Origin of the sequence: Arthrobacter cavernae (assembly GCF_017368795.1) — a bacterium.
GTDB classification, from domain to species: domain Bacteria; phylum Actinomycetota; class Actinomycetes; order Actinomycetales; family Micrococcaceae; genus Arthrobacter; species Arthrobacter cavernae.
Genome location: NZ_JAFNLL010000026.1, coordinates 79,336 through 102,722, shown reverse-complemented (window position 1 = coordinate 102,722; position 23,387 = coordinate 79,336). Strand labels below are relative to the sequence as shown.

Here is a 23,387-nt window from a genome sequence, read left to right as displayed (position 1 = left end):
GCTCAGGCCTCCTTCTGCTGGGTGTTCTGCTGGTTCTGGGTTGTTCCGGGTGGCTGAGCGCTCGGCTGCGGCGAGGTGGCGTGCGGCTGGCGTGGTCCGGTCCAGAAATCGCCCGAGACCACCAGCCGTTCGCCGAGCAGTTCCCCGCGGATTTCCTCCGCGAGCCGCAGGGTCATGTCCCGCCGCCAGGCCGGGAGCCCGTGGATGTCGTCGTGGTACAGCTCCTCAGGGATGGCATTCCCGACGGCGGCCGCCAGGGCGGCGGGACCCGCCATCTTGGCGGCGGCGAACCGCAGCTGCACGGGGCGCTTGGTGGCGGCGGTGACGGTGATGACCAGGCCGCCATCGGCGTCGAGCCGTCCGATCAGCAGCACCCCGGAACGGCCGAGGTTGCTGAGGGAGAGCCGCCGGAAGGCCACCTTCGCGGACAACGCCGACGCCGGCAGTTGGATGCTGCGCAGGAGCTCGCCTGGTGCCAGGCTGTTTTGCCCGTCCCCGGTGATGAACATGGCCACCGGGACCGTGCGGCTGCTGCCGCCGGGGCCGAGGATGGTGGCGGTGGCGTCCAGCCCTGCGCAGAGCGAGATCATGGGCCCGGCCGGGAGCGAGGTGCACAGGTTGCCGCCCACGGTGGACATGTTCCAGACCTTGAAGGACGCCACGAAGGAGTCGCAGCATGGACGGAGCAGGTCCAGGCCCGGCCACTCCCGCCCGGCCACGGCCTCGGAGGCGGGCAGCGCGTAGAGCTCGGCGACGGTGCAGGTGGCGGCGAGTTCGATCCCGGCGTCGCTCACGGTGACAGCAGGCCAGCCGGCCTGGCCCAGGTCCAGCAGCCTCTTCAGAACCGTGCTGCCGTAGGAGAACAGGACCGTGCCGCCTGCCAGCCAGGCATCGCCGTCGCGCCATTCGGCGGGGTCCGTGGTGGGGACGACGGCCTCGATGGTGTTCATGTCCATGGGTTCTCCTGGCGGGGTTCGTGCGTGGAGCACAGTTCGTTCGAGCGGGTTTCGTGCGTGGGATGTTCGGGCGTGGGGTGGATGGGGCCGGAGCCGTCCTTGAGGGGCGCCAGCGAGGCGTGTCCACGGCCGGCGCGGCCGCGGGAGGCGACGATCTCGGCCGTGATGGACACCGCGACCTCGGCGGGCGTGACGGCACCGAGGTCGAGCCCGATGGGCGAGTGCAGCCGTTCCAGCGCTTCGGCCGGGGTGCCGTCCGCGAGAAGTGCGTCGATCCGCTGGCGGTGGCTGCGGCGCGAGCCCATGGCGCCCACGTAGGCCAGCCGCAGCCGGAGCGCGGTTTCCAGCAGCGGGATGTCGAATTTGGGGTCGTGGGTCAGGACGCACACCACGGTGCCGCCGTCCACGCGGCCCGCGGCGGCCTCGGCTTCCAGGTAGCGGTGCGGCCAGTCGGTGACGAGCTGGTCCGCGGTTTCGAAGCGGCTTTGCCGGGAGAACGCGGGGCGGGCATCGCACAATGTGACGTCATAGCCGAGGAGCTTGCCGGCCGGGAGTAGCGCGGCGCCGAAGTCGTTGGCCCCGAAAATGAGCATGCGAGCGGCGGGGAGCCGGCTTTCCACGAACAACGTGATGGGCTCGGTCTGCGTTTCGGCTTCCCGGTCCGGGCCATCGGAGCAGCCATCGGGCGGGGCCAAGCGCACCATGCCGGCGCGGCCGCCTTGGAGGAGCGGTTCGAGCTGGGCGGCTGCCGCGTAGACAGTAGCGGGATGGTCACCGACCAGCCGGGCAAGGTCCGGGGACTCCATGGCGCGGAAGCGCACGGGGTCATGCACGACGACGGCTCCCCCGCCGGCGTCGAGCCTGCGGATCAGCGCCACGGCCGCGGTGGAATGGTGGCCCGCCAGGCTGGTCAGCAGGGCGAAATCCATGGCCTCCGGCGAGGACGCGAGAGGCTGGATGTGGACTTCCAGCTCCCCACCGCACGTCAGCCCGACGGCGAATGCGTCCTCGGCGCTGTAGCCGAACAGCTCGCGGCGGGTGCCGCCGTCGCGCAGTGTTTCCAGGGCGGCGTCCACCACGGCGCCCTCCACGCAGCCACCGGAGAGGCTGCCCAGGACATCGCCGTGTTCGGAGACCAGCATGGAGGTGCCGAGGGGCCGCGGCACGGAACCGCCGGTGCCCACGATGGTGGCCACGGCGCAGCGCTGGCCGGAGACCGCGGGCTGCCAGTTGCCCAGCGAAGGCATCAGATCCAGCATGGCTACACGTCCTATTTCAGAAGGTCCGGACGGTCGGGCCGACCGGAGAGTGCGCGATCTTGCCCCATCGTCTCACTGCGTGAGCCTGTTGAGGGGAAGTCGCGGTAAATGAATTCATAGGACCGGGGGCGGGGTTCACCATCCCCGTCCCCGGTCCATAGCGGAGCAAACACACCCGTCCCTGGGAGCCAGGGCCGCCGCCCGCCGTCGTGGATTCCGGTGCTGCGGACCACGGCGGCGGACGCCTATTCAATGCGGTGGGTGCGGATGGACCGCCGTCTTGGGCCGCCCCCGAAGGGGACGGATTGCGGGCCCGCCTACACGCCCATCAGGGCGTTGATGGGCCCCCGGGCGAAGTAGATGATGAAGCCCGCGGTGACCACCCACATGAGCGGATGGACTTTCCTGGCCCGGCCGGACGCCGCGCTGATGACGGCGAAGGAGATGAAGCCGACGCCGATGCCGTTGGCGATCGAGTAGCTCAGCGGCATGGTGACGATGGTGAGGAAGGCCGGCAGCGCGATCGAGAACTTGCTGAACTTGATCTCGCGGATCTGCGCCATCATCATCGCGCCCACCACTACCAGGGCGGCTGCTGCCACTTCGAGCGGCACCACCGAGGTCAGCGGCGTGAAGAACATCGAGCCGAGGAACAACACACCGGTGACCACGGAGGCCAGGCCCGTGCGGGCCCCTTCGCCGATCCCCGCCGCGGAGTCGATGTACACGGTGTTCGATGACCCGGACGTCCCGCCGCCCACCACTGCACCCATGCCTTCGACAATGAAGGCCGACTTCAGCTTGGGGAACGTGCCGTCCTTGTGGGCCACGCCGGCGCTCTTTGCGAGGCCGGTCATGGTGCCCATGGCATCGAAGAAGTTGGTGAACACCAGGGTGAACACCAGCATGGTGGCGGCGAGCCCGCCGATTCGAGCGAACGAGCCGAAGAGGTCGAACTGCCCCACCAGGCTGAGATCGGGAACGGAGACGAGCTGGCCGGCGAGCACCGGCACGTTCAGGTGCCAGCCGCCGGGGTTGTCGGCGGTGCCGGGACCGATGTGGAACACAGCCTCGGCAACAGCGGCGAGGACCGTGGTGGCGACGATGCCGATCAGCAGGCCGCCCTGGATCCTGCGTGCCACGAGGATGCCCATGACCAGCAGACCAATGATGAAAACAAGCGTGGGGATGGACGTGATGGAGCCATCCGTGCCGAGCTGGACCGGTGGGCCGCCCTTGGTGGGGCGGACGAAGCCGGAGTCGACGAAGCCAATGAAGGCGATGAACAGGCCGATTCCAACGGTGATGGCGGCCTTGAGTTCCTTGGGGACTGCTTTGAAGATCGCCGTCCGGGCGCCGGTGGCACCAAAGACGACGATCAGGATGCCGTTGATGACCACCAGGCCCATGGCTTCTGGCCATGTGACTTCCTGGATGACCGCGACGGCGAGGAAGGAGTTAATGCCCAGGCCGGCAGCGAGGCCGAAGGGCAGGTTGGCGACGAGGCCAAAAACGATGGTCATGACGCCGGCGGTGAGGCCGGTGACGGCACCCACTTGGGCTGCCGAGAGCCAGCCGCCGGCGACGTCGGTGGGGGCGTTGTCTGCGGAGAATCCGCCCAGGATGAGCGGGTTGAGGATCACGATGTAGGCCATCGTGAAGAAGGTGACCAGCCCGCCGCGGAATTCACGGGCCAGCGTGGAGCCACGCTTGGTGATCTGGAAGAAACCATCCAGGAAGGAGTTCGACGCCGGGGGCTTGGGTGCCGCCGTGTGCCCTGCGCCGGAGGGCGCAGCCTGCTTTTCAGCGGAGTTGTCCAGGATTGTCATGTCAGCCGCCGGGACCTAGTAGTCAATCCTGGAATCAAGCGTGTTCCAGGTGTTGAACGGTTCCAGAATGGCGGGAGCCTGGGGGTCGCCCAGTTCCAGTTTGGAGACCGGCATCAGTGCGTCCCGGTTCTCGTTCTCGAAGTACTCGTAGAAGACGGCGTCGTCGAAGCCAACGGAGGCGGCGTCGTGCCGGTCTGCGGCGAAGACCACGCGGCTGATCCGGGCCCAGAGTGCGGAGGCCAGGCACATGGGGCAGGGCTCGCAGCTGGTGTAGAGGGTGGCTCCGCTGAGATCGAAGGTGCCGAGTTCGCGGCAGGCATTGCGGATGGCGGTGACCTCGGCGTGGGCCGTGGGGTCGTTCGTGGCGGTGACGCGGTTGACGCCTTCGAAGGACTGTCCATCCGCGGTGACAATGACGGCTCCGAACGGCCCGCCGCTGTTGAGGACATTGGCTGTTGCCAGCTCAATGGAGGTGGCCAGGAATTGCTCGGCCGTGACGGTTGTACTCATGGTGCGACTTCCTTAGTGCTGTGGAAGCCGAGTAACCCCTAGAACGGGACGTACCAGTGCGACGGTTACCAGGCTTCAGCATGTGCTTTTGAAGGTTCGCCTGGTAGATAGCTTCCCCGAAGTCCGGGTGCCCGCCTTTGGCAAGATCGACAATAGCATCGGATCTGTGAGCCGCGCCATAGTTTTTTGAAAACTTAATTTCGTGATGTGAAATCCGCGTTTCGGCCGGTTAGCGGCCCGGTTGGCGGCCGAATGTGACCGGGACGTGCCCGCATGCGTTGACTGCCGCCGTCGGGCATCCTACGCTGGCCGAACCGAAGGCGGCAGCCTTGCGGCACACCCTGGATCAGCAGACAGGGCCTAACTGAGCTGGAACGCATTCATGCCGACCAGACAAGGAGCCATCCATGGCCCACCCGCACACCCCGTCCAGACTCTGGATCAAGAACCCGCTCGCCGTTTTCACGGCCAACCAGCTCGACGCCGGCGGCGGCCTGGTGGTCAGCGGCGGGAAGATCGCCGAGCTCGTCCCCGCCGGCCATCAGCCCTCCACGCACTGGGACTCGACGTTCGACGCCTCCGCGCACGTCCTCATGCCGGGCCTGATCAACACGCACCACCACTTCTACCAAACGCTCACCCGGGCGTGGGGTCCCGTGGCCAACGCCCCGTTGTTCCCCTGGCTGCAGAACCTGTACCCCGTCTGGGCGAGGCTGAGCCCACGGAGCCTGGAGCTCGCCGTCGAGGTGGCCCTCGCGGAGCTGCTGCTCTCCGGCTGCACCACCGCCGCCGACCACCACTACCTGTTCCCTGCCGGCATGGAGGACGCCATCGACATCGAGGCCGGGGTGGTGCGCCGGATGGGCATGCGGGCCACACTGACGCGCGGTTCCATGACGCTCGGCGAGGACGACGGCGGGCTGCCGCCCAGGACCACGGTCCAGTCGCCGGAGGTGATCCTCGCGGACAGCGAGCGGCTCATCCGCGCGTACCACGAGACCGGCGACGGCGCGGTGATCCAGATTGCCCTGGCACCGTGCTCGCCGTTCTCGGTGACCAAGGAGATCATGGCGGAAAGCGCTGCCATGGCCGAGCGTTTCGACGTGCGATTGCACACGCACCTCGCCGAGACCATCGACGAGGAGGACTTCTGCCAGTCGATGTTCGGGCTCCGCACCGTGGACTATTTGGAGAGCGTCGGCTGGCTGGGAAACCGCACCTGGCTGGGCCACGGCATCCACTTCAACGACGAGGAGATCGCCCGGCTGGGAGCCGCGGGCACCGCCGTCGCGCACTGCCCGACGTCGAACATGCGGCTCGCGTCCGGCACCGCACGGGTGCTGGAACTCGAGGCAGCCGGGGTGCCGGTGGGGCTGGGCGTGGACGGCTCGGCGTCGAACGATGCCTCCAACATGATCCTGGAGGCACGGCAGGCACTGTATCTGCAGCGGCTGCGCTACGGGGCGGACGTTCCCGTGGAGCGCGCGCTCGGCTGGGCGACCCGCGGATCCGCCGCCGTCCTGGGCCGCTCGGACATCGGCCAGCTGGCGCCGGGCCTGCAGGCGGACCTGGCCTTGTTCAAGCCTGACGAGCTGCGGTTCTCCGGCAGCCACGACCCCGTGGCGGCGCTTCTGCTGTGCGGGGCGGACCGCGCGGACCGGGTCATGGTGGGCGGGCAGTGGCGCGTGGTGGACGGGCAAATCCCGGGCCTGGACGTGGCCGGGCTCATCGCGGAGCACTCCGCCGCGGCGCGGAAGCTCGTGGCGGGGTAGCTGCCGGGACGCTCCTTCCTTGTCCGCACGCCCGGATCGATGGATCCCTGCGCAGCCGATGATTCGAATCACCGGATGCGCAGGGAACCATCGAAACGGACCCTAGCCCGCTTTGCCGAGAGTCCTGAGGACGCGCATTTTGAAGTCGTGCTCCTGGAACAGGTGCTGCCACTTGACCCTGATGAACGTCCAGCCTTCCTCGGTAAGGGCCTTTTCACGCTGCCGTTCCTTGTAAATGACCTCTTCCGTGGGCTCGTAGTCGAAGTACTTCACCTTGCCGTCGAATTCCAAGGCCACTGTCTTCGTCCGCCAAGCGAAGTCGAGCCGGTGTTGGCCTTCTGCCGACCATGCGACCACCTGGGGCTCAGGAGGTTCAATGCGGAGCCGGTGAATGAGCTCCCGCGTCAGCGTCTCACCGGGAGACTCCGAACGGGCATCGGCATTCTCCAGGGCCCGGCGCAACGCGATCACCCCGTTCCGCCCGGCCAACGAAGCACTCATCTGACGGATCTTGCCCGGATCAGCACCCTTCCTGAGTGCATGGTCCATGAGCACCAAGGATTGCCTGTAGTTGAGCATCAGGCAGCAGTCCACCACGGTGCGCTCCAAGCCAGTGCAGGGCATCCCGTCCACGAAGACAACGTCCCCTGTCCGCAGAGCGCGCGTGTGGGGCACGACGTCGCGACCGTGGGAGGTGCGTGAAGGAGCCGACTCCTGGGTGATGTGCACACGATCGTCAACGTCCCACAGGAACAGTCCGTAGAGTCGCGCCGCCGAGGTGTGGCTGTAGACGAAGCCGCCGCCCGACGTCGTCAGCGTTCCGTGGGCGTGCGCTGCGATCAGCTGCCGGCTGCGCACCCATGGCTTTTGGGCCGCCCACGTGCTGCCGTGGATATAGCACCCATGGCGGAGCCGTACCAAGTCGCCAGCCTGCACCAGGGAGGCTATGTTCCGGGAGTTGAACCCGGACTCGAGCAGCTCACAGGTCCGCCACAGGTCCATTCCACTCGGAAGCATGTCACGCGCCAATTTCGCCATGGGACAAGCCTCCAACGGCCAATCGGCCCATGACAGGCCGCAATCGTCCTATGTGGAGAACTCCGGATCGGTGGTTCCCTGTGCGCACGGTGGTTCGAAGCACCTGGCGGGCAGGGAACCATCGAAACGGCGGGCGGTCCGGGTCGCACCCGGGCACGAAAAAGTAGGCACAAAAAAGCGGGCGGCACCTCCCCAGGTGCCGCCCGCCCATTTGGCTCTGTTGCGCAGAGGCCGCGTCCGTCGAGGCAGGAACCCTAGGGACGCTGCCGGCCGAACACCGGGAACGCGCGGAGCCAGCGGGAGAACCCACTGCTCTTGCGGTCACAGTCGGCCGGAATGTAGAAGTCGGGGTCCGTGGCACCGAACGGCAGGTACAGCTCCTGGCCCGGGGCCGGGAATTCCACGACGTTGTTCTTATCCTTCGAGTCCATCTGTTCCTCCTCATTCATATTGCTTGGATTTTCCGCACTTCGGAAAACTTTTATTGTTATGTGGAAACTCTACGGCCGGGTGGGAGCAGGCGTCAAGACCTCGCCGGCAGCAGCTGCCGGGGCCGGTCACAATCGAAAAGTACATAACGATTCCCGGGAAGTGATGTACACCACTGGCGGGTGTGGGCTACGCTTTCATCAATTCGTGGCGCAGGCCACGTAACCTGGGAGCAGCAGGCAGGGTCGTAATGAGCTGGCATCAATGGATGCCGGCTCTTTTTTGTTGGGTCGGCTCCACCAGAAACGCGTGGGAAGCACGCGCTTAATTTCATTGGTGGACCTTAGGGTTCCACCTCGCAGAAGTTGGGATATGACCATGAGCAACAAGATCATCCTCGGTGACAACCAGTACGGCAAGGCAGAAGTCCGCGTCGTCAAAGTCACCCGCGACACCGACCGCCACCAGATCGAAGACCTGAACGTCACCTCGCAGCTGCGCGGCGACTTCCAGGCTGCGCACCTGCAGGGCGACAACGCCCACGTCGTCGCCACCGACACCCAGAAGAACACCATCTACGCGTTCGCCCGTGAAGGCGTAGGCTCCCCCGAGGCCTTCCTGCTGCGCCTCAGCGAACACTTCACCTCGGGCTTCGAGTGGGTGACCGGCGGGCGCTGGGAGGCCGAGTCCTACAGCTGGGACCGCATCCAGGCCCACGGCGCCGGACACGACCACAGCTTTGTCCGCAACGGCCAGGAAGTCCGCACCGCCGTCGTGGTCCGTGACGGCAACACGACGCACCTGGTCTCCGGCCTCAAGGACCTGACGGTCCTGAAGACCACGCAGTCCGGCTTTGTCGGCTACCCGCGGGACAAGTACACCACCCTCCCCGAGACCACGGACCGCATCCTGGCCACGGACGTCTCCGCCCGCTGGCGCTACAGCACGGGCCTGGACCTGGCAGCCACGGACTTCAACAAGAGCTACGAGGACATCAAGGCCCTGCTCCTGGAGGGCTTCACCGAAAACTACTCCTACGCCCTGCAGCAGACCCTCTTCGACATGGGCAAGAAGGTCCTCGAGGCACACGGTGAAGTGGACGAAATCAGGTTCTCGATGCCCAACAAGCACCACTTCCTGGTTGACCTCTCCCCGTTCGGGCTCGACAACCCCAACGAGGTCTTCTTCGCCGCGGACCGCCCCTACGGCCTGATCGAGGCCACTGTGCAGCGCGAAAACTCAGGCTCGGCCCCTGCCGCCTGGAACGGCATCGCCGGCTTCTGCTAAGCCCTCAGGTTCCCGCGGAGTTTATGTACAGTTCGCGCCCCTAAGCACGCCGCTTGGGGGCAACAACTGTACATAAACTCTGCGCACCCCAAAATCTCGAATTGTTAGCCAGACATTGTTAGCCAGACGAAGGCGTCTGCCATGAACCAGAAGGTCTGCCATGAACAGCAAGAAGAATCCACGCCCCGCGTCGATTAGATCCGCGGAAGCCCGCCCCGAGGACAAGCGCCTCTCCATCGGAAGCACGTTCGCCTACGGCTTCCAGCACGTCCTGACAATGTACGGGGGCATCATTGCCCCGCCGCTCATCATCGGAGCGGCCGCCGGAATGTCCTCGCAGGACATCGGCCTGCTGATCGCCGCCTGCCTGTTCGTCGGCGGCCTCGCGACCATGCTGCAGACCATCGGCATCCCGTTCTTCGGTTCCCAGCTGCCCCTGGTCCAGGGCGTGTCCTTCGCCGGCGTCTCCACCATGGTGGCGATCGTGAACGGCGGAGGGGGAATCCAGGCCGTCTTCGGATCGGTCATTGTGGCGTCCCTGATCGGCCTGGCCATCACGCCGCTCTTCTCCAAGATCATCAGGTTCTTCCCGCCGGTGGTCACGGGCACGGTCATCACCACGATCGGCCTGACGCTCATGCCCGTCGCCGCCAACTGGGCCATGGGCGGCAACGCCAAGGCCGAGAACTACGGCAGCATCGCTAACATCGGACTCGCCGCGGCCACCATGGGCGTGGTCCTGCTCCTCAGCAAGCTCGGCAACGCCGCCATCTCGCGCCTGTCCATCCTGCTGGCCATGGTGATCGGCACGGTCATCGCCGTGGTCACGGGCATGGCAGACTTCTCCAAGGTGGGCCAGGGGGACATCGTGGCCTTCCCCACGCCGTTCGCCTTCGGCGCGCCCACCTTCGAGATCGCGGCCATCATTTCGATGCTGATCGTCATCCTGGTGACACTCACGGAGACCTCGGCGGACATCATTGCCGTCGGCGAGATCGTGGACACCAAGGTGGATTCCCGCCGCATCGGCGACGGTCTCCGCGCGGACATGCTCTCCAGCGCGATCTCCCCGCTGTTCAACTCCTTCACCCAGAGCGCCTTCGCCCAGAACGTGGGCCTCGTGGCCATCACCGGCATCAAGAGCCGCTTCGTGGTCAGCGCCGGCGGGCTCATCCTGGTGGTCCTCGGCCTGCTGCCCATCCTGGGCCGGGTGGTCGCAGCGGTGCCGACGCCCGTCCTGGGCGGCGCCGGCGTCGTGCTCTTCGGAACGGTGGCCGCCAGCGGCATCCGGACGCTCGCCAAAGTGGAATACAAGAACAACATGAACCTGGTGGTGGTGGCGGCGTCCCTCGGCTTCGGCATGATCCCGATTGCCGCCCCGAAGTTCTACGATCAGTTCCCGTCCTGGTTCGGCACGATCTTCCACTCGGGCATCAGCTCGGCCGCCATCATGGCGATCCTCCTGAACCTTCTCTTCAACCACCTCAAGGCGGGCAACTCGGACAACCAGTCGGTGTTCGTGGCCGGCACCGGCCGCGTGGTCAGCGAGCAGGACATCGCCTGCCTGGCCGACGGCGACCGCTTCGAGAACGGCAAGCTGATCGACGCCGACGGCAAGGAAGTGCCGCTCAAGTCCTCCAGCGCCGCGGACCACTAAACGCAGGCGGACACGTGAGGCCCTGGATCTGCGGATTCGGGGCCTTAAGTGTCCGCCCGCGCAGTGGTTTAGCCCCCGACGGCGGCTCGTGAGACGGTTGTTTCATGAGGATCGACGAGCGAATCGAACGCCACTATCCGGAACTGGGCCCGCAGGAACAGAAGGCCGCGGATACCCTGCTGGACCGGCTGGGCGACCTCGCCGTGTACAATGCCGCGGAACTTGCCCAGCTCAGCGGTGTCTCAAAGGCCACCATGAGCCGGCTCTTCCGGCGTCTGGGCTTCGCCGATTTCAACGAGGTCAAGGAACACACCCGCGCACTGCGGTCCAGCGGCGTGCCGCTCGCCGCCCAGGACGCCGACGGCGGGCTGCCGCTGCACCTCGCGCTGGAGCAGCAGAGCCTGCAGCGCCTGTTCGAGAACCTCGACGAATCACGGCTGCAGTCCATCACCGGGCAACTGGCCACGGCGGAGCGGGTCCTCCTGATCGGCTTCCGCAACAGTTTCCCGGTGGCCCTTCACCTGCGGCAACAGCTCCTGCAGTGCCGGGGATCCGTGAACCTGGCCCCGCAGCCGGGGCAAAGCGTGGGCGAGGAGCTCGCGGGACTGGGCGGGAGCGACGTCGTCGTACTGATCGGTTTCCGACGCCGCCCGGCCGCTTTCCGCAGCATCCTCCAGGCCGCTTCCGCAACAGGTGCCGGTACTGTCCTGATCGGCGATCCGAGCGCACGCTGGCTCGCCGCGGAAGCCGGGACGTGGATCGAGTGCCCCGTGGATAACATCGGCGCGTTCGACAGCTACGCTGCCGCCATGAGCCTCATGAGCGTGCTGGCCGACGGCGTCCTGGCCGCCCGTGCGAAGGAAGGCCGGGATAGGGTCCGCGAAGTGACGTCCATGTTCGGCACTCTGGGCGAGCTCGAGTCCTGAAGCTGGTTCATGGGCTGCGGCCTGGGCCTGGTGGTCTTCCGGTACCTGGAGAACCGCTCCCCCATGATCAACCTCGATCCGATCGATGTCGAGGTCAACGACGGAACGCTCGCCGAGTAGCCGTAGCCGACGAACTGGCAGCTGTTGCCCCATATCCATGGGCAAAGGAGCAACAGCTGCCAGTTCGCGCTACGAGAAAAAGGTCAGTTCTGGTTCAGCTCGGCCGAGATGGCCAGGGCGGCCTGGCGCAGCAGCGGCACGGCACGGTCGGCGAAGCTCTTGTCCACGCGGGTGATCGGTCCGGAGACCGAGATCGCGGTGGGGGTGGGGGCATTGGGCACGGCCATGGCGAAGCAGCGCACGCCGAGCTCCTGTTCTTCCTCGTCGATCGAGTAGCCGCGTTCGCGGATCAGCTTGAGGTCGGCAAGGAGGGACTCGATGTCCCCGATGCTCTTGTTCGTGGGGGTCGGCATGCCGGTGCGGGCCACGATGCCGCGGACTACCTCGTCGTCCAGCTGGGCCAGGATCGCCTTGCCCACGCCGGTGTCGTGCGTGTGGGCGCGGCGGCCGACCTCGGTGAACATGCGCATGGAGTGCATGGACGGCACCTGGGCCACGTAGATGACCATGTCCGAGTCCAGCACGGCCATGTTGGAGGTCTCGCCAAGCCGTTCCACCAGGGACTTCAGCTGCGGGCGGGCCACGGCACCAAGCTGCTTGCTGGCGCCTTCGCCAAGCCGGATCAGCCGGGGGCCCAGCGCGTAGCGGCGGTTGGGCAGCTGGCGGATATAGCCGAGCGAGACCAGGGTGCGCAGGAGTCGGTGGATGGTGGGCAGAGGCAGGTCAGTGGAGGAGGACAGCTCACTGAGCGTGACGTCTCCGCCGGCATCCGTGATGAGTTCCAACAGTTCAAAGACGCGCTCGACGGACTGCACGCCCCCGGAGGCCTTTTCAGCCATTCCCTTGTCTCCAATGACTCAGATTCCGACAACTCTTATCCGCATCGTGAAAAGAATTGCTTAGAACACCCAAGATACAGCACATCCGGTCCGCAGGCGACGCCCCAAACATGACCGTCAGGGGGTTGTATTTCCACTTTGTAGATAATAATATCCATAATACGAAAACATTCAGTTGGACTGGTGGTCCGGGAACGGACCCCATGAGGAGGAATTTCAATGGCGAACCCGAGCCCCGGTAACTCGATCACCCTGCGCGTTGCCGCGCCGTCTAGCTTCACCGCCACGAGTGAACTCGCTGCCGCCGTCGGCGCCGTCGGCGCAGCCATCACGGCGCTTGACGTCAAGGAATCCCACCACGACACCCTTGTTGTGGACGTCACCTGCAACACCACCGACGACGACCACGCCGCCCGCGTCAAGGACGCCCTGAACGCGCTCGACGGCGTCACGGTCCAGCACGTCTCGGACCGCACCTTCCTCATGCACCTCGGCGGCAAGCTCGAGGTCGTCCCCAAGGTGGCCCTGCGCAACCGCGACGACCTTTCCCGCGCCTACACGCCCGGCGTCGCACGCGTCTGCCTCGCCATCGCGGAAGACCCGGCAGCGGCCCGCAACCTGACCGTCAAGCGCAACACCATCGCCGTCCTCACCGACGGTTCGGCCGTCCTGGGCCTGGGCAACATCGGCCCCGCCGCGGCCCTGCCCGTCATGGAAGGCAAGGCCGCCCTGTTCAAGCAGTTCGCCAACGTTGACGCCTGGCCGGTCTGCCTGGACACCCAGGACACCGAGGAAATCATCATGATCGCCAAGGCCATGGCCCCGGTCTACGGCGGCATCAACCTCGAGGACATCGCAGCACCGCGCTGCTTTGAAATTGAGAAGCGCCTGCGCGATGAACTCGACATCCCCGTCTTCCACGACGACCAGCACGGCACCGCGATCGTCACCCTGGCAGCCCTCGTCAACGCCCTGCGCGTGGTGGACAAGAAGCTGTCCGAGGTCAAGATCGTGGTCTCGGGCGTCGGCGCCGCCGGCTCGGCCATCATCCAGCTCCTCAAGGCCCAGGGCGCGCAGCACATCGTCGCCGCCGGCCGCTCGGGTGCCATCCACTCCGGCCAGCAGTACGACGACGAGCACCGCTCCTGGATCGCCGAGAACACCAACGAGGAAGGCTTCTCCGGCACCCTGCACGAAGCCATGGCCGGTGCCGACGTCTTCATCGGTGTCAGCGCCCCGCACGTGATCGGCGAGGAGCAGGTTGCCGCCATGGCCGAGAACGCGATCGTCTTCGCCATGGCCAACCCGACGCCGGAAATCGACCCGGTGCTCGCCTCCAAGCACGCCGCCGTCGTGGCCACGGGCCGCAGCGACTTCCCGAACCAGATCAACAACGTCCTGGCCTTCCCGGGCTTCTTCCGCGGCCTGCTCGACGCCGGGGCATCGGACATCACGCCGGACATGCTGGTGGCCGCTGCCGAGGCGATTGCCAGCCGGGTAGCTGACGACGAGCTCAACGCGAGCTACATTATCCCCAGCGTCTTCGATCCGCATGTCGCCGCTGATGTGGCCGCCGCAGTGGCAGCCGCAGCGCACGCCGCCCGCGCTCTCTAGTAAAGGACTTACGAACATGGCTATCACTGTCACTGACCGCCAGCCGGTCGACCGCGCCGAAGAGATCCTCACCCCCAAAGCCCTGGCCTTCGTGGAGGAGCTGCACCGGCGCTTCGCCGGCACCCGCAACGAGCTGCTCGAGGCCCGCACCGCCAAGCGCGACGGCGTTGCCAAGACGAGCCGCCTGGACTTCCTCCCGGAGACCCAGGAAATCCGCGACGGCGACTGGAAGGTCGCCGAGGCACCCGCCGCGCTGCGGGACCGCCGCGTTGAGATGACCGGCCCGGCCACCCCGGCCAAAATGGCCATCAACGCGCTGAACTCCGGCGCCAAGGTGTGGCTGGCGGACCTCGAGGACGCCAGCACGCCCACGTGGCCCAACGTCATCGACGCCATCCTGAACCTGCGCGACGCCGCCACCGGCACCCTGGCGTACACCTCGCCCGAGGGCAAGGAATACACGCTCCGCACCGACGCGCCGCTCGCCGTCGTGGTGGCCCGCCCGCGCGGCTGGCACATGGAAGAGCGCCACCTGCTGATCGACGGCGCCCCCGCCGTGGGTGCGCTGGTGGACTTCGGCCTGCACTTCTTCCACACCGCCAAGCAGCTGCTGCTCAACGGCCACGGACCGTACTACTACCTGCCCAAGATGGAGTCCCACCTCGAGGCCCGCCTCTGGAACGACATCTTCGTGTTCGCCCAGGACTTCCTCGGCATCCCGCAGGGCAGCATCCGCGCCACGATGCTGATCGAAACCATCCCCGCCGCGTTCGAAATGGACGAGTTCCTCTACGAGCTGCGGGACCACGCCTCCGGCCTGAACGCCGGGCGCTGGGACTACCTCTTCAGCATCATCAAGTACTTCCGCGACGCCGGCGAGGAATTCGTGCTGCCGGACCGCGCCACCGTGGCCATGACCGCACCGTTCATGCGCGCCTACACCGAGCTCCTGGTCAAGACCTGCCACAAGCGCGGCGCCTTCGCCATGGGCGGCATGGCCGCCGTCATCCCCAACCGCAGGCAGCCCGAGGTCACGGCCGCGGCCTTCGACAAGGTCCGCTCCGACAAGACCCGCGAGGCCAACGACGGATTCGACGGCTCCTGGGTGGCCCACCCGGACCTCGTCTCCACGTGCCGCGAAGTGTTCGACTCCGTGCTCGGCGACCGCCCGAACCAGTTGGACAAGCAGCGCCCCGAGGTCAGCGTCACGGCCGAGCAGCTGATCGACGTCGCCTCCGCCGACGGGGACGTCACCGAGGCCGGCATGCGCCTGAACCTCTACGTCGCCGTCGCCTACACCGCGGTGTGGCTATCCGGCAGCGGTGCCGTGGCCATCCACAACCTGATGGAAGACGCCGCCACCGCGGAGATCTCCCGCTCGCAGGTGTGGCAGCAGATCCGCAACAAGTCGGTCCTGGCGGACACGGGCAACACCGTGACCCGCGAGCTGGTCAGCCGCATCCTGGGCGAGGAAACCGAGCGCCTGCGCATCGAGTTCGGCGACGAGCAGTTCAAGGCCTACTACGAGCCGGCCTCCAGGCTGGTCGAGGACATCTGCCTGTCCGAGGACTACACGGACTTCCTCACCACGCCTGCCTACGAACTGGTGGGCTGAGATGAGCGAATCGTCCTTCAGCGCTTCCGACCTCGCCCGGATCGAGGAACAGCTGGCCGCAACCGACCAGCTCCTTGACCAGGGCTACCCCGGCGACGACGGCAGCCGCCAGCCCATCCACACCGTCTACGTGCCGGCCGACCGCTTCACGCCGCAGCTCGCAGCCGAATGGGGCGCCCAGGCGCTCGCGGCGGCGGAAGCCCACGGCGGGCTGGCCCGACTGGGTTCCCTGCTCGGCCAGGACAGCGAGCTCGCGTCCGCCGTCGCGGAGCGGGTTGCCGCGAAGCTCGCCAGCGAGCCGATCGAGGACCTGCGCCTGGACTTTGAGGACGGCTACGGCGACCGCGGCGACGAGGCAGAAGACGCCGACGCCGTTGCTGCCGCCAAGCAGGTGGCCGCGGCAGTTGCCGCCGGCACCGCCCCGCCGTTCATCGGCATCCGCTTCAAGTGCTTCGAGCTCGCCACCCGTGCCCGCGGCCTGCGGACGCTGGACCTGTTCGTGTCCACGCTGGCCAAGGCCGGCGAGCTGCCGGCCGGGCTGGTCCTGACCCTGCCCAAGGTCACCACCGTGGCGCAGGTCCAGGCCATGGACTTCGCTGTGTCCCGGCTGGAGGAAGTCCACGGGCTTCCCGCCGGCCGGCTCCGCTTCGAGGTCCAGGTGGAAACGCCGCAGCTGATCCTCGGCGCCGACGGCACCTCGCCGCTGGCCCGGCTGCCGCACATCGTCCCGGGCCGCATCAGCGCCCTGCACTACGGCACCTACGACTACAGCGCCTCGCTGCAGATCTCGGCCGAGTACCAGTCCATGGAGCACCCCGTGGCCGACTTCGCCAAGGAAGTCATGCAGCTGGCCGTCGCCGGAACGGGCATCCGCCTCTCCGACGGTTCCACCAACATCATCCCCGTGGGCGACGCCGTCGAGGATGCCTGGAAGCTGCACGGCCGCCTGGTCCGCCGCTCCCTGGAAAACGGCTACTACCAGGGCTGGGACCTGCACGCAGCCCAGCTGCCCAGCCGCTACGCCGCCAGCTACGCCTTCTACCGCGAGGGCCTGCCGGCAGCGGCACTGCGCCTGCGCAACTACGTCGAACGCACGGAAGGCGGGGTCATGGACGAACCCGCCACCGCCCGGGCCCTGGCAGCCTTCGTCCTGCGCGGCGTCCAGTGCGGCGCCGTCGGGACCGAAGAGGTCCAGGCGCTGGCCGGCGTCGAACTTTCCCAGCTGACCGCACTGGCGCACCCGCGGCTGGCACAATCCACCTCGAAGTAAGGATCCCATGATGGGCAACTACTACTACCCCCAGGGTGGCCTGCCGCCGCAGACGCACCTCACCACGGAGCGGGCCATCGTCACGGAGGCCTACACGGTCATCCCCAAGGGTGTGATGACGGACATCGTCACCAGCAACCTGCCGGGCTTCACGAACACCCGCTCCTGGATCATTGCCCGGCCGATCTCCGGCTTCGCCACCACCTTCTCGCAGCTGATCGTCGAGATCGCCGCGGGCGGTGGCGCCCCGAAGGCCGAGTTCGAGGCCGGCGTCGAAGGCGTCATCTTCGTCACTAAGGGCAAGGTCAACCTGACCCTCGACGGCGAGCTGCACCAGCTCGAGGAAGGCGGCTACGCCTACCTCGCCGCCGGTTCGGAGTGGGGCGTGGAGAACGTCTCCGATGACATCGTCTCCTTCCACTGGATCCGCAAGGCCTACGAGCGCCTCGAGGGCTACGAGGCCAAGTCCTTCGTCACCAACGAGAAGGACGTGGAGCCCACCGCGATGCCTGACACCGACGGCGTCTGGAAGACCACCCGCTTTACGGACTCCAGCGACCTGGCCCACGACATGCAGGTGAACATCGTCACCTTCCAGCCCGGCGGCGTCATCCCCTTCCCGGAGACCCACGTCATGGAGCACGGCCTGTACGTGCTCGAGGGCAAGGCCATGTACCTGCTCAACAACGACTGGGTCGAAGTGGAGGCCGGCGACTTCATGTGGCTGCGTGCCTTCTGCCCGCAGGCCTGCTACGCCGGCGGCCCCGGCCAGTTCCGCTACCTGCTTTACAAGGACATGAACCGCCAGGTCCGCCTCACTGGTGCCCCGCTGCCGGGCTAAGCCGGGGCTCCTTTAGATCGAAACCGTGGCTGCGGCCCGGTTGCTGTGTTCCAGAACGCAGCAACCGGGCCGCACCCGCGGTTTCGCCGTTAAGGGCCTCGCCGAGAGCGCTGCCTGCCGATCCGGTGCCCGGCCCAGAATGCCAGGACCAGCAGGCCCAGGACCGCGACAATGAGGCCGGTCTGCGTTCCCTGGCTGACGAAGGCCCCGCCGTTCACTGTGAAGGTCTCGTTGCTGAGCGGCGCATACGCGAACCAGCCAACGTTGCTTGTTGCGCTGTTCCACGCGAATACGCAGCCCGCCACCACAGCTACCAGGCCCAGTAAGGGCACGACGGCGGCAGAGACTCTGCGGGCGGGATTCGGTGTGGCATGTTCCCCATGAGTGTTGTGTTCCCCCATGCGCGCCAGCATAGCCGCCTGCCCTCGCTGTCCGGTTCCCCAGGGAACTCATCGACGGCACCGCGGGCCAGGAACCGGGCGATGCCAATATTCCGCCGCGCAGTTCCGAGGAATGGGCGACGCACCGTGCCCGCATCGAGGCCGCGGCGAGGGAGGCCGGCGCCGCTTCCTGAGCAGCGAGAAACCTTCACAGGCCCGCATATGTGCAGCAACCTCCGGCACTCACGTCGATCGGAGTTCCGCCTTTTGCCGGCCGAGTTCCTCACCAAGGCCGCGCTGCTGGGCGCAAGCTACGCCGTGCAGCACCGCGCCGGTAGTACCCGTCCCCGCCGGGGCGACGATTCTGCTGGATCATTCCGAGGAGCATCAGCTTCAGGCCCGGGATTGCGGGGCCGCGCCCCGGAGGGGGCACGGATGATCCAGCAGAATCGCAAGGGGCGCGGCGGCCGGGCCCAACCCCGGTCGCTCAGGACCTGCCCGGTCGCTCAGGACCTGCCCGGGCCGCCGGCCACGCGGTAGGACTCCTGCAGCAGCTCGTCCAGTTCTTCTACGTCGATCCGGTCCAGGAGTACCAGCACCAGCGTGGGCGAGTGCTCGTGGTGCGGGGTCCAGAAGAAGGTGCCCGGCGCTGTGCCGGCGAGCGCCTCGCGTTCCTCGCTCTTCACGGTGAGCACGCCCTCTTCCCACATCCGGGCCATGAGGGTCTTGCCGAACCAGGCGGGCTGGCCCCAACTGGGCCGTTCGCTGACTCCGGGAAACCCGCGGCAGATCCTGCGGACATCTTCCTCTGTGGCCATGGTTCACTGTGGCACCGGCGCCCCGGCCATGCAATGCCCTCCTGCAGCGACCTCCTGCAGCAATCGCGCCTCCCGACGGCGGCACCCGGCGGCCGTCGTCGGACCCTTCCACCGCATTTCCCACCGACTGGAAAGTAAATTCCCATATTGCGGGAACTTCTTAGTGCTGTCTGTGATTCCAGCCACTAACCTCAGTGTCATGCCTACAGATCCGAACCATTCCGTGATAACGGAAGGAAACGCCTCGCGGTTCGTCGACATCCTGCTCGAATTCGCGCGGCACCGGACCCTGACGGCAGCCCAGATCACCAAGACGACGGGCATCCCCGCCAGCGCCGTGTACCGGCACCTGGCACTACTGGTGCAGTCCGGACTCGTGGCGCAGACCAGGCGCCGCGGCCAGTACAGCGCCGGCCCGGAAACCCTGCGCCTCGCCGCCAACTTCCACCAGGAAGCCATGGTCAAGGGCCGCATCTCGGAGCAACTCCAGCTGCTCTCGGATGAAACCCAGGAACTGGCCGCCTACCTGGTGGTCCGTGGTTCGGAAGCCCTGTGCGTGGACGCCATCGAAGGTCCCCAGATGCTTCGCTGCAGTTACTCCCCGGGCCGCTCGCTCCCCCTACTCAAGGGCGCCAGCGCCCTGGCCCTGCTCGCGCACCTGGACCCCCGGGAGCAGAGCAGGATCGTGGCGGAATTCGGACTGAGCGAGGCGGACGCGGACAACTTGAACCACGAGCTGCAGATCGTCCAAGGCCGGGGCTTTGGACTCAGCTACGGGGCGGTGGATGCGGGCGTTTGGGGCGTCAGCTTCCCCGTGTTCGACGACGGCGGCCAGCTCTTGGGTGCCGTGAGCACCATGGCTCCGGCAGACCGGGCGGTCCGGCGCGAAAAGCAACTCATAGCAAGCACCCGCGACGCCGCACTGGCGCTCGGGCATGGAGAAGGAACCCGATGACCAACCCCACCATCCAGCACCTCTGGACAGGTCGAGACGACGGCCCCGGCGCCGAACACCGGCGCTGGCACCACGCAGTGAACACGGCCCAGGCCGGCACCACGGGGATCGCCATCCTGGGATTCCGCAGCGATGAAGGCGTCCGCCGCAACAAAGGCCGCGTCGGCGCCGTCGACGGCCCCGCAAGCATCCGCTCGGCACTCGCCCCCATGGCGGCGCCGGCGGAACTTCTGGTCCACGACCTTGGCGACACCAGCGTTGAGGACGGAAACCTCGAGGACGGCCAGGAGCGCCTCGGCGCGGCCGTCCGCCAGGCCCTGGACGCGGGCCACCTGCCCGTCATCCTGGGCGGCGGCCACGAAACCGCCTTCGGCACCTACACGGGCCTCCGCGCCAGCCGGCTCAGCGATGGACGCCGCATCGGCATCATCAACCTGGACGCACACTTCGACCTGCGCCCCGAGGCAATCCCGTCCTCGGGCACCCCGTTCCGGCAGGTGGCCGAGGCCGAGCGCGCCCTGGGACACGGGTTCAGCTACACGGTGCTCGGCATCAGCCAGCCCGGCAACACCGAGGCCCTGTTCCAGACTGCGCGTGATCTTGGCGTCAAGTACCTTCTGGACGAGGAATGCACCGAGTCCAGGACCGAGCAGGTCCGGCAGTTCACGCAGGACTTCATCGATTCCGTGGACGTCGTGTACCTGACAATCGACCTCGACGTCCTCCCCGCCTACGTCGCCCCCGGTGTCAGCGCACCGGCGTCGTACGGGGTTCCCCTCTCCGTCGTGCTGGACGTGTGCCGCCAGTTGGCCCGCTCCCCCAAGCTCGCCGTCGTCGACGTCGTCGAACTGAACCCCAGGTTCGACGACGACTCCCGCACGGCGCGCGCGGCTGCACGCCTCATCCACACGATCGCCACCGAACGAACCGGGAACCGGCATGCGTAGCCGGCTCACCGCCTCCCCTCCCCAGAAACGAGCACACATGAAGAACCGATTCTCGCGTTTCGGATGGGCTGCCACGACGGCAGCCCTTCTGGCCGCGTTACTCGGGCTGGCCGCACCGGCAGCCCACGCCGAGACCACCCCGGCCACACCTACCCCGTCGGCCGGCAAGATGGCAGACCTCCGCGCCGGCAAGACCACGCTCAAGGTCGGCACCGACGCCTCCTTCCCGCCGTTTGAATTCACCGATGCCAACGGCACCAAGATCGGCTTCGACATCGACGTCGTGAAGGATCTCGCCGCCAAGGCCGGCATCAAGAACGTCGAGTTCGTCCAGATGCCGTTCGGCAACATCGTCCCGGCACTGCAGGCAAACCAGATCGACGTCGGCGCTTCCGCCATCTACATCAGCGCCGAGCGCGCCAAGGTAGTGGACTTCTCCGAGATCTACTACCCCGGCGGCCTGGGCATGTTCGTTTCCACGGCCAATGACACTGTGAAGTCGCTGGCCGACCTCGCCGGCAAGAAGGTTGCCGTGCAGGTGGGCACCAAGTCCGTCGAGTGGCTACGCCAGAACCAGCCCCAGGCCGAGCTGGTGCAGGTCCAGACCAACGACCAGATGTTCTCCTCGGTCAAGCTCGGCCAGGCCGACGCCGTGGTCACCGGGCAGCCCGGCGGCCGGTACTTCATCCACGAGCAGGGCGGACTGAAGCAGGTCGGCGAGCGCCTGACCAACGAGAACTACGGTTTCGCGTTCCAGAAGGGCGACTCGGACATCCGCGAGGCGTTCAACGCGGCGCTGAAGGATATGCAGTCCTCCGGCGACTTCACCAAGGCCTCCGCCAAGTGGTTCGGCGACGAAAGCAGCACGGCTACCGGTCCCGCCAAGGAACGCGGCATCTTCAACATCTCCTCGATCACCAACTCCTGGGGCCCGCTCATGCAGGGCCTGGGAACCACGCTGCAGATCATCGCCCTTTCGCTGGCCCTGAGCCTGCTGTTCGGCATGCTGGGCGGCTTCGCCAGGCTTTCCCACCTCCGGCCCATCCGCTGGATCGGAAACGTGTACGTGTCCGTGGTCCGCGGTACACCGTTCATCGTGCAGCTGTTCTTCATCTACTTCGCGCTGCCGCAGCTGGGCCTGCAGCTCTCGCCGATGGTGGCCGGCATCCTGGCGCTGGGCCTCTACAGCGGCTCCTACGTCACCGAAATCGTCCGCGGCGCCATCCAGTCCGTGGACAAGGGCCAGATGGAAGCCGCCCGTTCCTGCGGCATGAGCTCCGCCTCGGCGCTGCGTCACGTGATCATCCCGCAGGCCTTCCTGCGTATGCTCCCGCCGCTCGGCAACGAGTTCGTCTCCCTAACCAAGAACTCCGCGCTGGTGTCCTTCGTGACCATCAGCGAACTGTTCCTGGTGGGCCAGACCATCATTTCCCGCACCTTCGATGCACTGACCGTGTACGTCTTCATCGGCCTGGTGTACTACATCCTCACCAACATCATCGGCATGGCCGCAAACGCAATCGAGAAGAAGATGGCGGTTTACATCTAATGGCACTCCTGGAAACGAAAGAGATCACCAAGTCCTACGGTGACCACCACGTGCTCAAGGGCATCGACTTCACCATCGAGCCCGGCGAAGTTGTCGCCGTCATCGGCCCCAGCGGCGGCGGCAAGTCCACCTTCCTGCGCTGCCTGAACCTCCTCGAGACGCCCAGCTCCGGCCACGTGGTGTTCGACGGCGAGGACCTCCTGGCACCGAAGGTTGACCTGGACCGCCTCCGTTCCCGCATGGGCATGGTGTTCCAGCAGTTCAACCTGTTCCCCAACATGACGGCACTGAAGAACATCATGCTTCCGCAGATGGACGTCCTGAAGCTCAGCAAGAAGGATGCCGAGGCCCGGGCCATGGAACTGCTCGAGAAGGTCAACATGACCCACCGGGCGCACGTCTACCCCAACCGGCTTTCCGGCGGCCAGAAGCAGCGCATCGCCATTGCCCGGGCCGTGGCCATGAACCCCAAGGTGATGCTGTTCGACGAGCCCACCAGCGCCCTGGACCCCGAAGTGGTCCATGATGTCCTGGACGTCATGGCCGGCCTTGCTGCCGACGGCATGACCATGGTGGTGGTCACCCACGAGATGGGCTTTGCCCGCAAGGTGGCCGACCGGGTGGTGTTCATCGACGGCGGGAAGATCGCCGCCGACCTCCCGCCGGAAGAGTTCTTCTCCGAAGCGAACACGAACCCGCGCATCCGCTCGTTCCTCGAAAAGGTCCTGTAGGCCCCGCAACCACCCTCCACACCCCCCAAAAATGAAGGGCGGTGG

General features: G+C 66.7%; 21 protein-coding genes. 12 read left to right on the top strand and 9 right to left on the bottom strand.

The window, feature by feature from the left end:
- Positions 1 to 2: 2 nt before the first annotated feature.
- From J1902_RS11845 to J1902_RS11830, 4 genes are all read right to left on the bottom strand, one after another.
- Complete coding sequence (locus tag J1902_RS11845; RefSeq protein ID WP_207616455.1) at positions 3 to 956, bottom strand: FAD binding domain-containing protein; 954 nt, start codon at positions 954 to 956, stop codon at positions 3 to 5.
- Positions 947 to 2,215 (bottom strand): XdhC family protein, encoded by a 1,269-nt coding sequence (locus tag J1902_RS11840; RefSeq protein WP_207616454.1) that lies wholly within the window; start codon positions 2,213 to 2,215, stop codon positions 947 to 949. The genes J1902_RS11845 and J1902_RS11840 overlap by 10 nt, the downstream gene beginning before the upstream one ends.
- 317 nt (positions 2,216 to 2,532) lie before the next feature.
- Entirely contained in the window at positions 2,533 to 4,044 is a 1,512-nt protein-coding gene (locus J1902_RS11835; protein ID WP_207616453.1) for an NCS2 family permease, read from the bottom strand.
- Positions 4,045 to 4,059: 15 nt separating this feature from the next.
- Positions 4,060 to 4,554, bottom strand: a complete 495-nt coding sequence (locus tag J1902_RS11830; RefSeq protein ID WP_207616452.1) for a nucleoside deaminase — start codon at positions 4,552 to 4,554, stop codon at positions 4,060 to 4,062.
- Between the two features lie 407 nt (positions 4,555 to 4,961).
- On the opposite strand from J1902_RS11830, the gene J1902_RS11825 reads away from it, so the two are divergent.
- Entirely contained in the window at positions 4,962 to 6,326 is a 1,365-nt protein-coding gene (locus J1902_RS11825; RefSeq protein ID WP_207616451.1) for an 8-oxoguanine deaminase, read from the top strand.
- 102 nt (positions 6,327 to 6,428) lie between these two features.
- Here J1902_RS11825 and J1902_RS11820 read toward each other — a convergent pair whose 3' ends face one another.
- Both J1902_RS11820 and J1902_RS11815 read right to left on the bottom strand, forming a co-directional pair.
- Positions 6,429 to 7,343: a type IV toxin-antitoxin system AbiEi family antitoxin domain-containing protein gene (locus J1902_RS11820; RefSeq protein WP_207616450.1), complete on the bottom strand. Its 915-nt coding sequence runs from the start codon at positions 7,341 to 7,343 to the stop codon at positions 6,429 to 6,431.
- Between the two features lie 275 nt (positions 7,344 to 7,618).
- Positions 7,619 to 7,795 carry a hypothetical protein gene (locus tag J1902_RS11815; protein ID WP_207616449.1) on the bottom strand — a complete coding sequence of 59 codons (177 nt, stop codon included), beginning with the start codon at positions 7,793 to 7,795 and terminating at the stop codon, positions 7,619 to 7,621.
- A gap of 370 nt (positions 7,796 to 8,165) precedes the next feature.
- On the opposite strand from J1902_RS11815, the gene pucL reads away from it, so the two are divergent.
- From pucL to J1902_RS11800, 3 genes are all read left to right on the top strand, one after another.
- A complete protein-coding gene (gene pucL, locus J1902_RS11810) occupies positions 8,166 to 9,080 on the top strand; it encodes a factor-independent urate hydroxylase (RefSeq protein ID WP_207616448.1) in 915 nt (304 codons plus the stop codon).
- Positions 9,081 to 9,240: 160 nt separating this feature from the next.
- Positions 9,241 to 10,737, top strand: coding sequence for a nucleobase:cation symporter-2 family protein (locus tag J1902_RS11805; RefSeq protein ID WP_207616447.1), 1,497 nt, complete (start codon positions 9,241 to 9,243; stop codon positions 10,735 to 10,737).
- A 104-nt stretch (positions 10,738 to 10,841) separates the two neighbouring features.
- Positions 10,842 to 11,663 carry a MurR/RpiR family transcriptional regulator gene (locus J1902_RS11800; RefSeq protein WP_207616446.1) on the top strand — a complete coding sequence of 274 codons (822 nt, stop codon included), beginning with the start codon at positions 10,842 to 10,844 and terminating at the stop codon, positions 11,661 to 11,663.
- A 203-nt stretch (positions 11,664 to 11,866) separates the two neighbouring features.
- Here J1902_RS11800 and J1902_RS11795 read toward each other — a convergent pair whose 3' ends face one another.
- Positions 11,867 to 12,622 carry an IclR family transcriptional regulator gene (locus tag J1902_RS11795; RefSeq protein WP_207616445.1) on the bottom strand — a complete coding sequence of 252 codons (756 nt, stop codon included), beginning with the start codon at positions 12,620 to 12,622 and terminating at the stop codon, positions 11,867 to 11,869.
- Between the two features lie 219 nt (positions 12,623 to 12,841).
- Here J1902_RS11795 and J1902_RS11790 point away from each other — a divergent pair, with 219 nt between their 5' ends.
- From J1902_RS11790 to J1902_RS11775, 4 genes are read left to right on the top strand one after another with little or no spacing between them, the layout of a single operon-like run.
- Positions 12,842 to 14,236 carry an NAD-dependent malic enzyme gene (locus J1902_RS11790; protein WP_207616444.1) on the top strand — a complete coding sequence of 465 codons (1,395 nt, stop codon included), beginning with the start codon at positions 12,842 to 12,844 and terminating at the stop codon, positions 14,234 to 14,236.
- 16 nt (positions 14,237 to 14,252) lie between these two features.
- Positions 14,253 to 15,851 carry a malate synthase A gene (gene aceB / locus J1902_RS11785; RefSeq protein ID WP_207616443.1) on the top strand — a complete coding sequence of 533 codons (1,599 nt, stop codon included), beginning with the start codon at positions 14,253 to 14,255 and terminating at the stop codon, positions 15,849 to 15,851.
- A 1-nt stretch (position 15,852) separates the two neighbouring features.
- The gene (locus tag J1902_RS11780; RefSeq protein ID WP_207616442.1) at positions 15,853 to 17,121 is read left to right on the top strand and encodes a DUF6986 family protein; all 1,269 of its coding nucleotides are present in this window, start codon (positions 15,853 to 15,855) and stop codon (positions 17,119 to 17,121) included.
- A gap of 10 nt (positions 17,122 to 17,131) precedes the next feature.
- Positions 17,132 to 17,962, top strand: coding sequence for a bifunctional allantoicase/(S)-ureidoglycine aminohydrolase (locus J1902_RS11775; protein WP_207616470.1), 831 nt, complete (start codon positions 17,132 to 17,134; stop codon positions 17,960 to 17,962).
- An 89-nt stretch (positions 17,963 to 18,051) separates the two neighbouring features.
- On the opposite strand, the gene J1902_RS11770 is transcribed toward J1902_RS11775, so the two are convergent.
- Together J1902_RS11770 and J1902_RS11765 are read right to left on the bottom strand one after the other, a co-directional pair.
- Positions 18,052 to 18,363 (bottom strand): hypothetical protein, encoded by a 312-nt coding sequence (locus tag J1902_RS11770; RefSeq protein ID WP_207616441.1) that lies wholly within the window; start codon positions 18,361 to 18,363, stop codon positions 18,052 to 18,054.
- A gap of 485 nt (positions 18,364 to 18,848) precedes the next feature.
- Positions 18,849 to 19,160, bottom strand: coding sequence for an MmcQ/YjbR family DNA-binding protein (locus J1902_RS11765; protein ID WP_207616440.1), 312 nt, complete (start codon positions 19,158 to 19,160; stop codon positions 18,849 to 18,851).
- Positions 19,161 to 19,359: 199 nt separating this feature from the next.
- Between J1902_RS11765 and J1902_RS11760 the strand changes: the two genes are divergently transcribed.
- Genes J1902_RS11760 through J1902_RS11745 form a run of 4 tightly spaced genes read left to right on the top strand, consistent with a single transcriptional unit; the run spans position 19,360 to position 23,342 of the window.
- The gene (locus J1902_RS11760) at positions 19,360 to 20,115 is read left to right on the top strand and encodes an IclR family transcriptional regulator (RefSeq protein WP_207616439.1); all 756 of its coding nucleotides are present in this window, start codon (positions 19,360 to 19,362) and stop codon (positions 20,113 to 20,115) included.
- A complete protein-coding gene (hutG, locus tag J1902_RS11755) occupies positions 20,112 to 21,062 on the top strand; it encodes a formimidoylglutamase (protein WP_207616438.1) in 951 nt (316 codons plus the stop codon). Before J1902_RS11760 ends, hutG begins: the two co-directional genes overlap by 4 nt.
- A 37-nt stretch (positions 21,063 to 21,099) precedes the next feature.
- A complete protein-coding gene (locus J1902_RS11750; RefSeq protein WP_207616437.1) occupies positions 21,100 to 22,611 on the top strand; it encodes an ABC transporter substrate-binding protein/permease in 1,512 nt (503 codons plus the stop codon).
- Positions 22,611 to 23,342: an amino acid ABC transporter ATP-binding protein gene (locus tag J1902_RS11745; RefSeq protein ID WP_207616436.1), complete on the top strand. Its 732-nt coding sequence runs from the start codon at positions 22,611 to 22,613 to the stop codon at positions 23,340 to 23,342. Before J1902_RS11750 ends, J1902_RS11745 begins: the two co-directional genes overlap by 1 nt.
- The last annotated feature ends 45 nt before the right edge of the window (positions 23,343 to 23,387 follow it).

What these genes read in the sequence shown, in the direction of transcription:
- J1902_RS11845 (WP_207616455.1), bottom strand. Translation starts at nt 956, where the DNA reads ATGGACATGAACACCATCGAGGCCGTCGTCCCCACCACGGACCCCGCC.
- J1902_RS11840 (WP_207616454.1), bottom strand. Translation starts at nt 2,215, where the DNA reads ATGCTGGATCTGATGCCTTCGCTGGGCAACTGGCAGCCCGCGGTCTCC.
- J1902_RS11835 (WP_207616453.1), bottom strand. Translation starts at nt 4,044, where the DNA reads ATGACAATCCTGGACAACTCCGCTGAAAAGCAGGCTGCGCCCTCCGGC.
- J1902_RS11830 (WP_207616452.1), bottom strand. Translation starts at nt 4,554, where the DNA reads ATGAGTACAACCGTCACGGCCGAGCAATTCCTGGCCACCTCCATTGAG.
- J1902_RS11825 (WP_207616451.1), top strand. Translation starts at nt 4,962, where the DNA reads ATGGCCCACCCGCACACCCCGTCCAGACTCTGGATCAAGAACCCGCTC.
- J1902_RS11820 (WP_207616450.1), bottom strand. Translation starts at nt 7,343, where the DNA reads ATGCTTCCGAGTGGAATGGACCTGTGGCGGACCTGTGAGCTGCTCGAG.
- J1902_RS11815 (WP_207616449.1), bottom strand. Translation starts at nt 7,795, where the DNA reads ATGGACTCGAAGGATAAGAACAACGTCGTGGAATTCCCGGCCCCGGGC.
- pucL (WP_207616448.1), top strand. Translation starts at nt 8,166, where the DNA reads ATGACCATGAGCAACAAGATCATCCTCGGTGACAACCAGTACGGCAAG.
- J1902_RS11805 (WP_207616447.1), top strand. Translation starts at nt 9,241, where the DNA reads ATGAACAGCAAGAAGAATCCACGCCCCGCGTCGATTAGATCCGCGGAA.
- J1902_RS11800 (WP_207616446.1), top strand. Translation starts at nt 10,842, where the DNA reads ATGAGGATCGACGAGCGAATCGAACGCCACTATCCGGAACTGGGCCCG.
- J1902_RS11795 (WP_207616445.1), bottom strand. Translation starts at nt 12,622, where the DNA reads ATGGCTGAAAAGGCCTCCGGGGGCGTGCAGTCCGTCGAGCGCGTCTTT.
- J1902_RS11790 (WP_207616444.1), top strand. Translation starts at nt 12,842, where the DNA reads ATGGCGAACCCGAGCCCCGGTAACTCGATCACCCTGCGCGTTGCCGCG.
- aceB (WP_207616443.1), top strand. Translation starts at nt 14,253, where the DNA reads ATGGCTATCACTGTCACTGACCGCCAGCCGGTCGACCGCGCCGAAGAG.
- J1902_RS11780 (WP_207616442.1), top strand. Translation starts at nt 15,853, where the DNA reads ATGAGCGAATCGTCCTTCAGCGCTTCCGACCTCGCCCGGATCGAGGAA.
- J1902_RS11775 (WP_207616470.1), top strand. Translation starts at nt 17,132, where the DNA reads ATGGGCAACTACTACTACCCCCAGGGTGGCCTGCCGCCGCAGACGCAC.
- J1902_RS11770 (WP_207616441.1), bottom strand. Translation starts at nt 18,363, where the DNA reads ATGGGGGAACACAACACTCATGGGGAACATGCCACACCGAATCCCGCC.
- J1902_RS11765 (WP_207616440.1), bottom strand. Translation starts at nt 19,160, where the DNA reads ATGGCCACAGAGGAAGATGTCCGCAGGATCTGCCGCGGGTTTCCCGGA.
- J1902_RS11760 (WP_207616439.1), top strand. Translation starts at nt 19,360, where the DNA reads ATGCCTACAGATCCGAACCATTCCGTGATAACGGAAGGAAACGCCTCG.
- hutG (WP_207616438.1), top strand. Translation starts at nt 20,112, where the DNA reads ATGACCAACCCCACCATCCAGCACCTCTGGACAGGTCGAGACGACGGC.
- J1902_RS11750 (WP_207616437.1), top strand. Translation starts at nt 21,100, where the DNA reads ATGAAGAACCGATTCTCGCGTTTCGGATGGGCTGCCACGACGGCAGCC.
- J1902_RS11745 (WP_207616436.1), top strand. Translation starts at nt 22,611, where the DNA reads ATGGCACTCCTGGAAACGAAAGAGATCACCAAGTCCTACGGTGACCAC.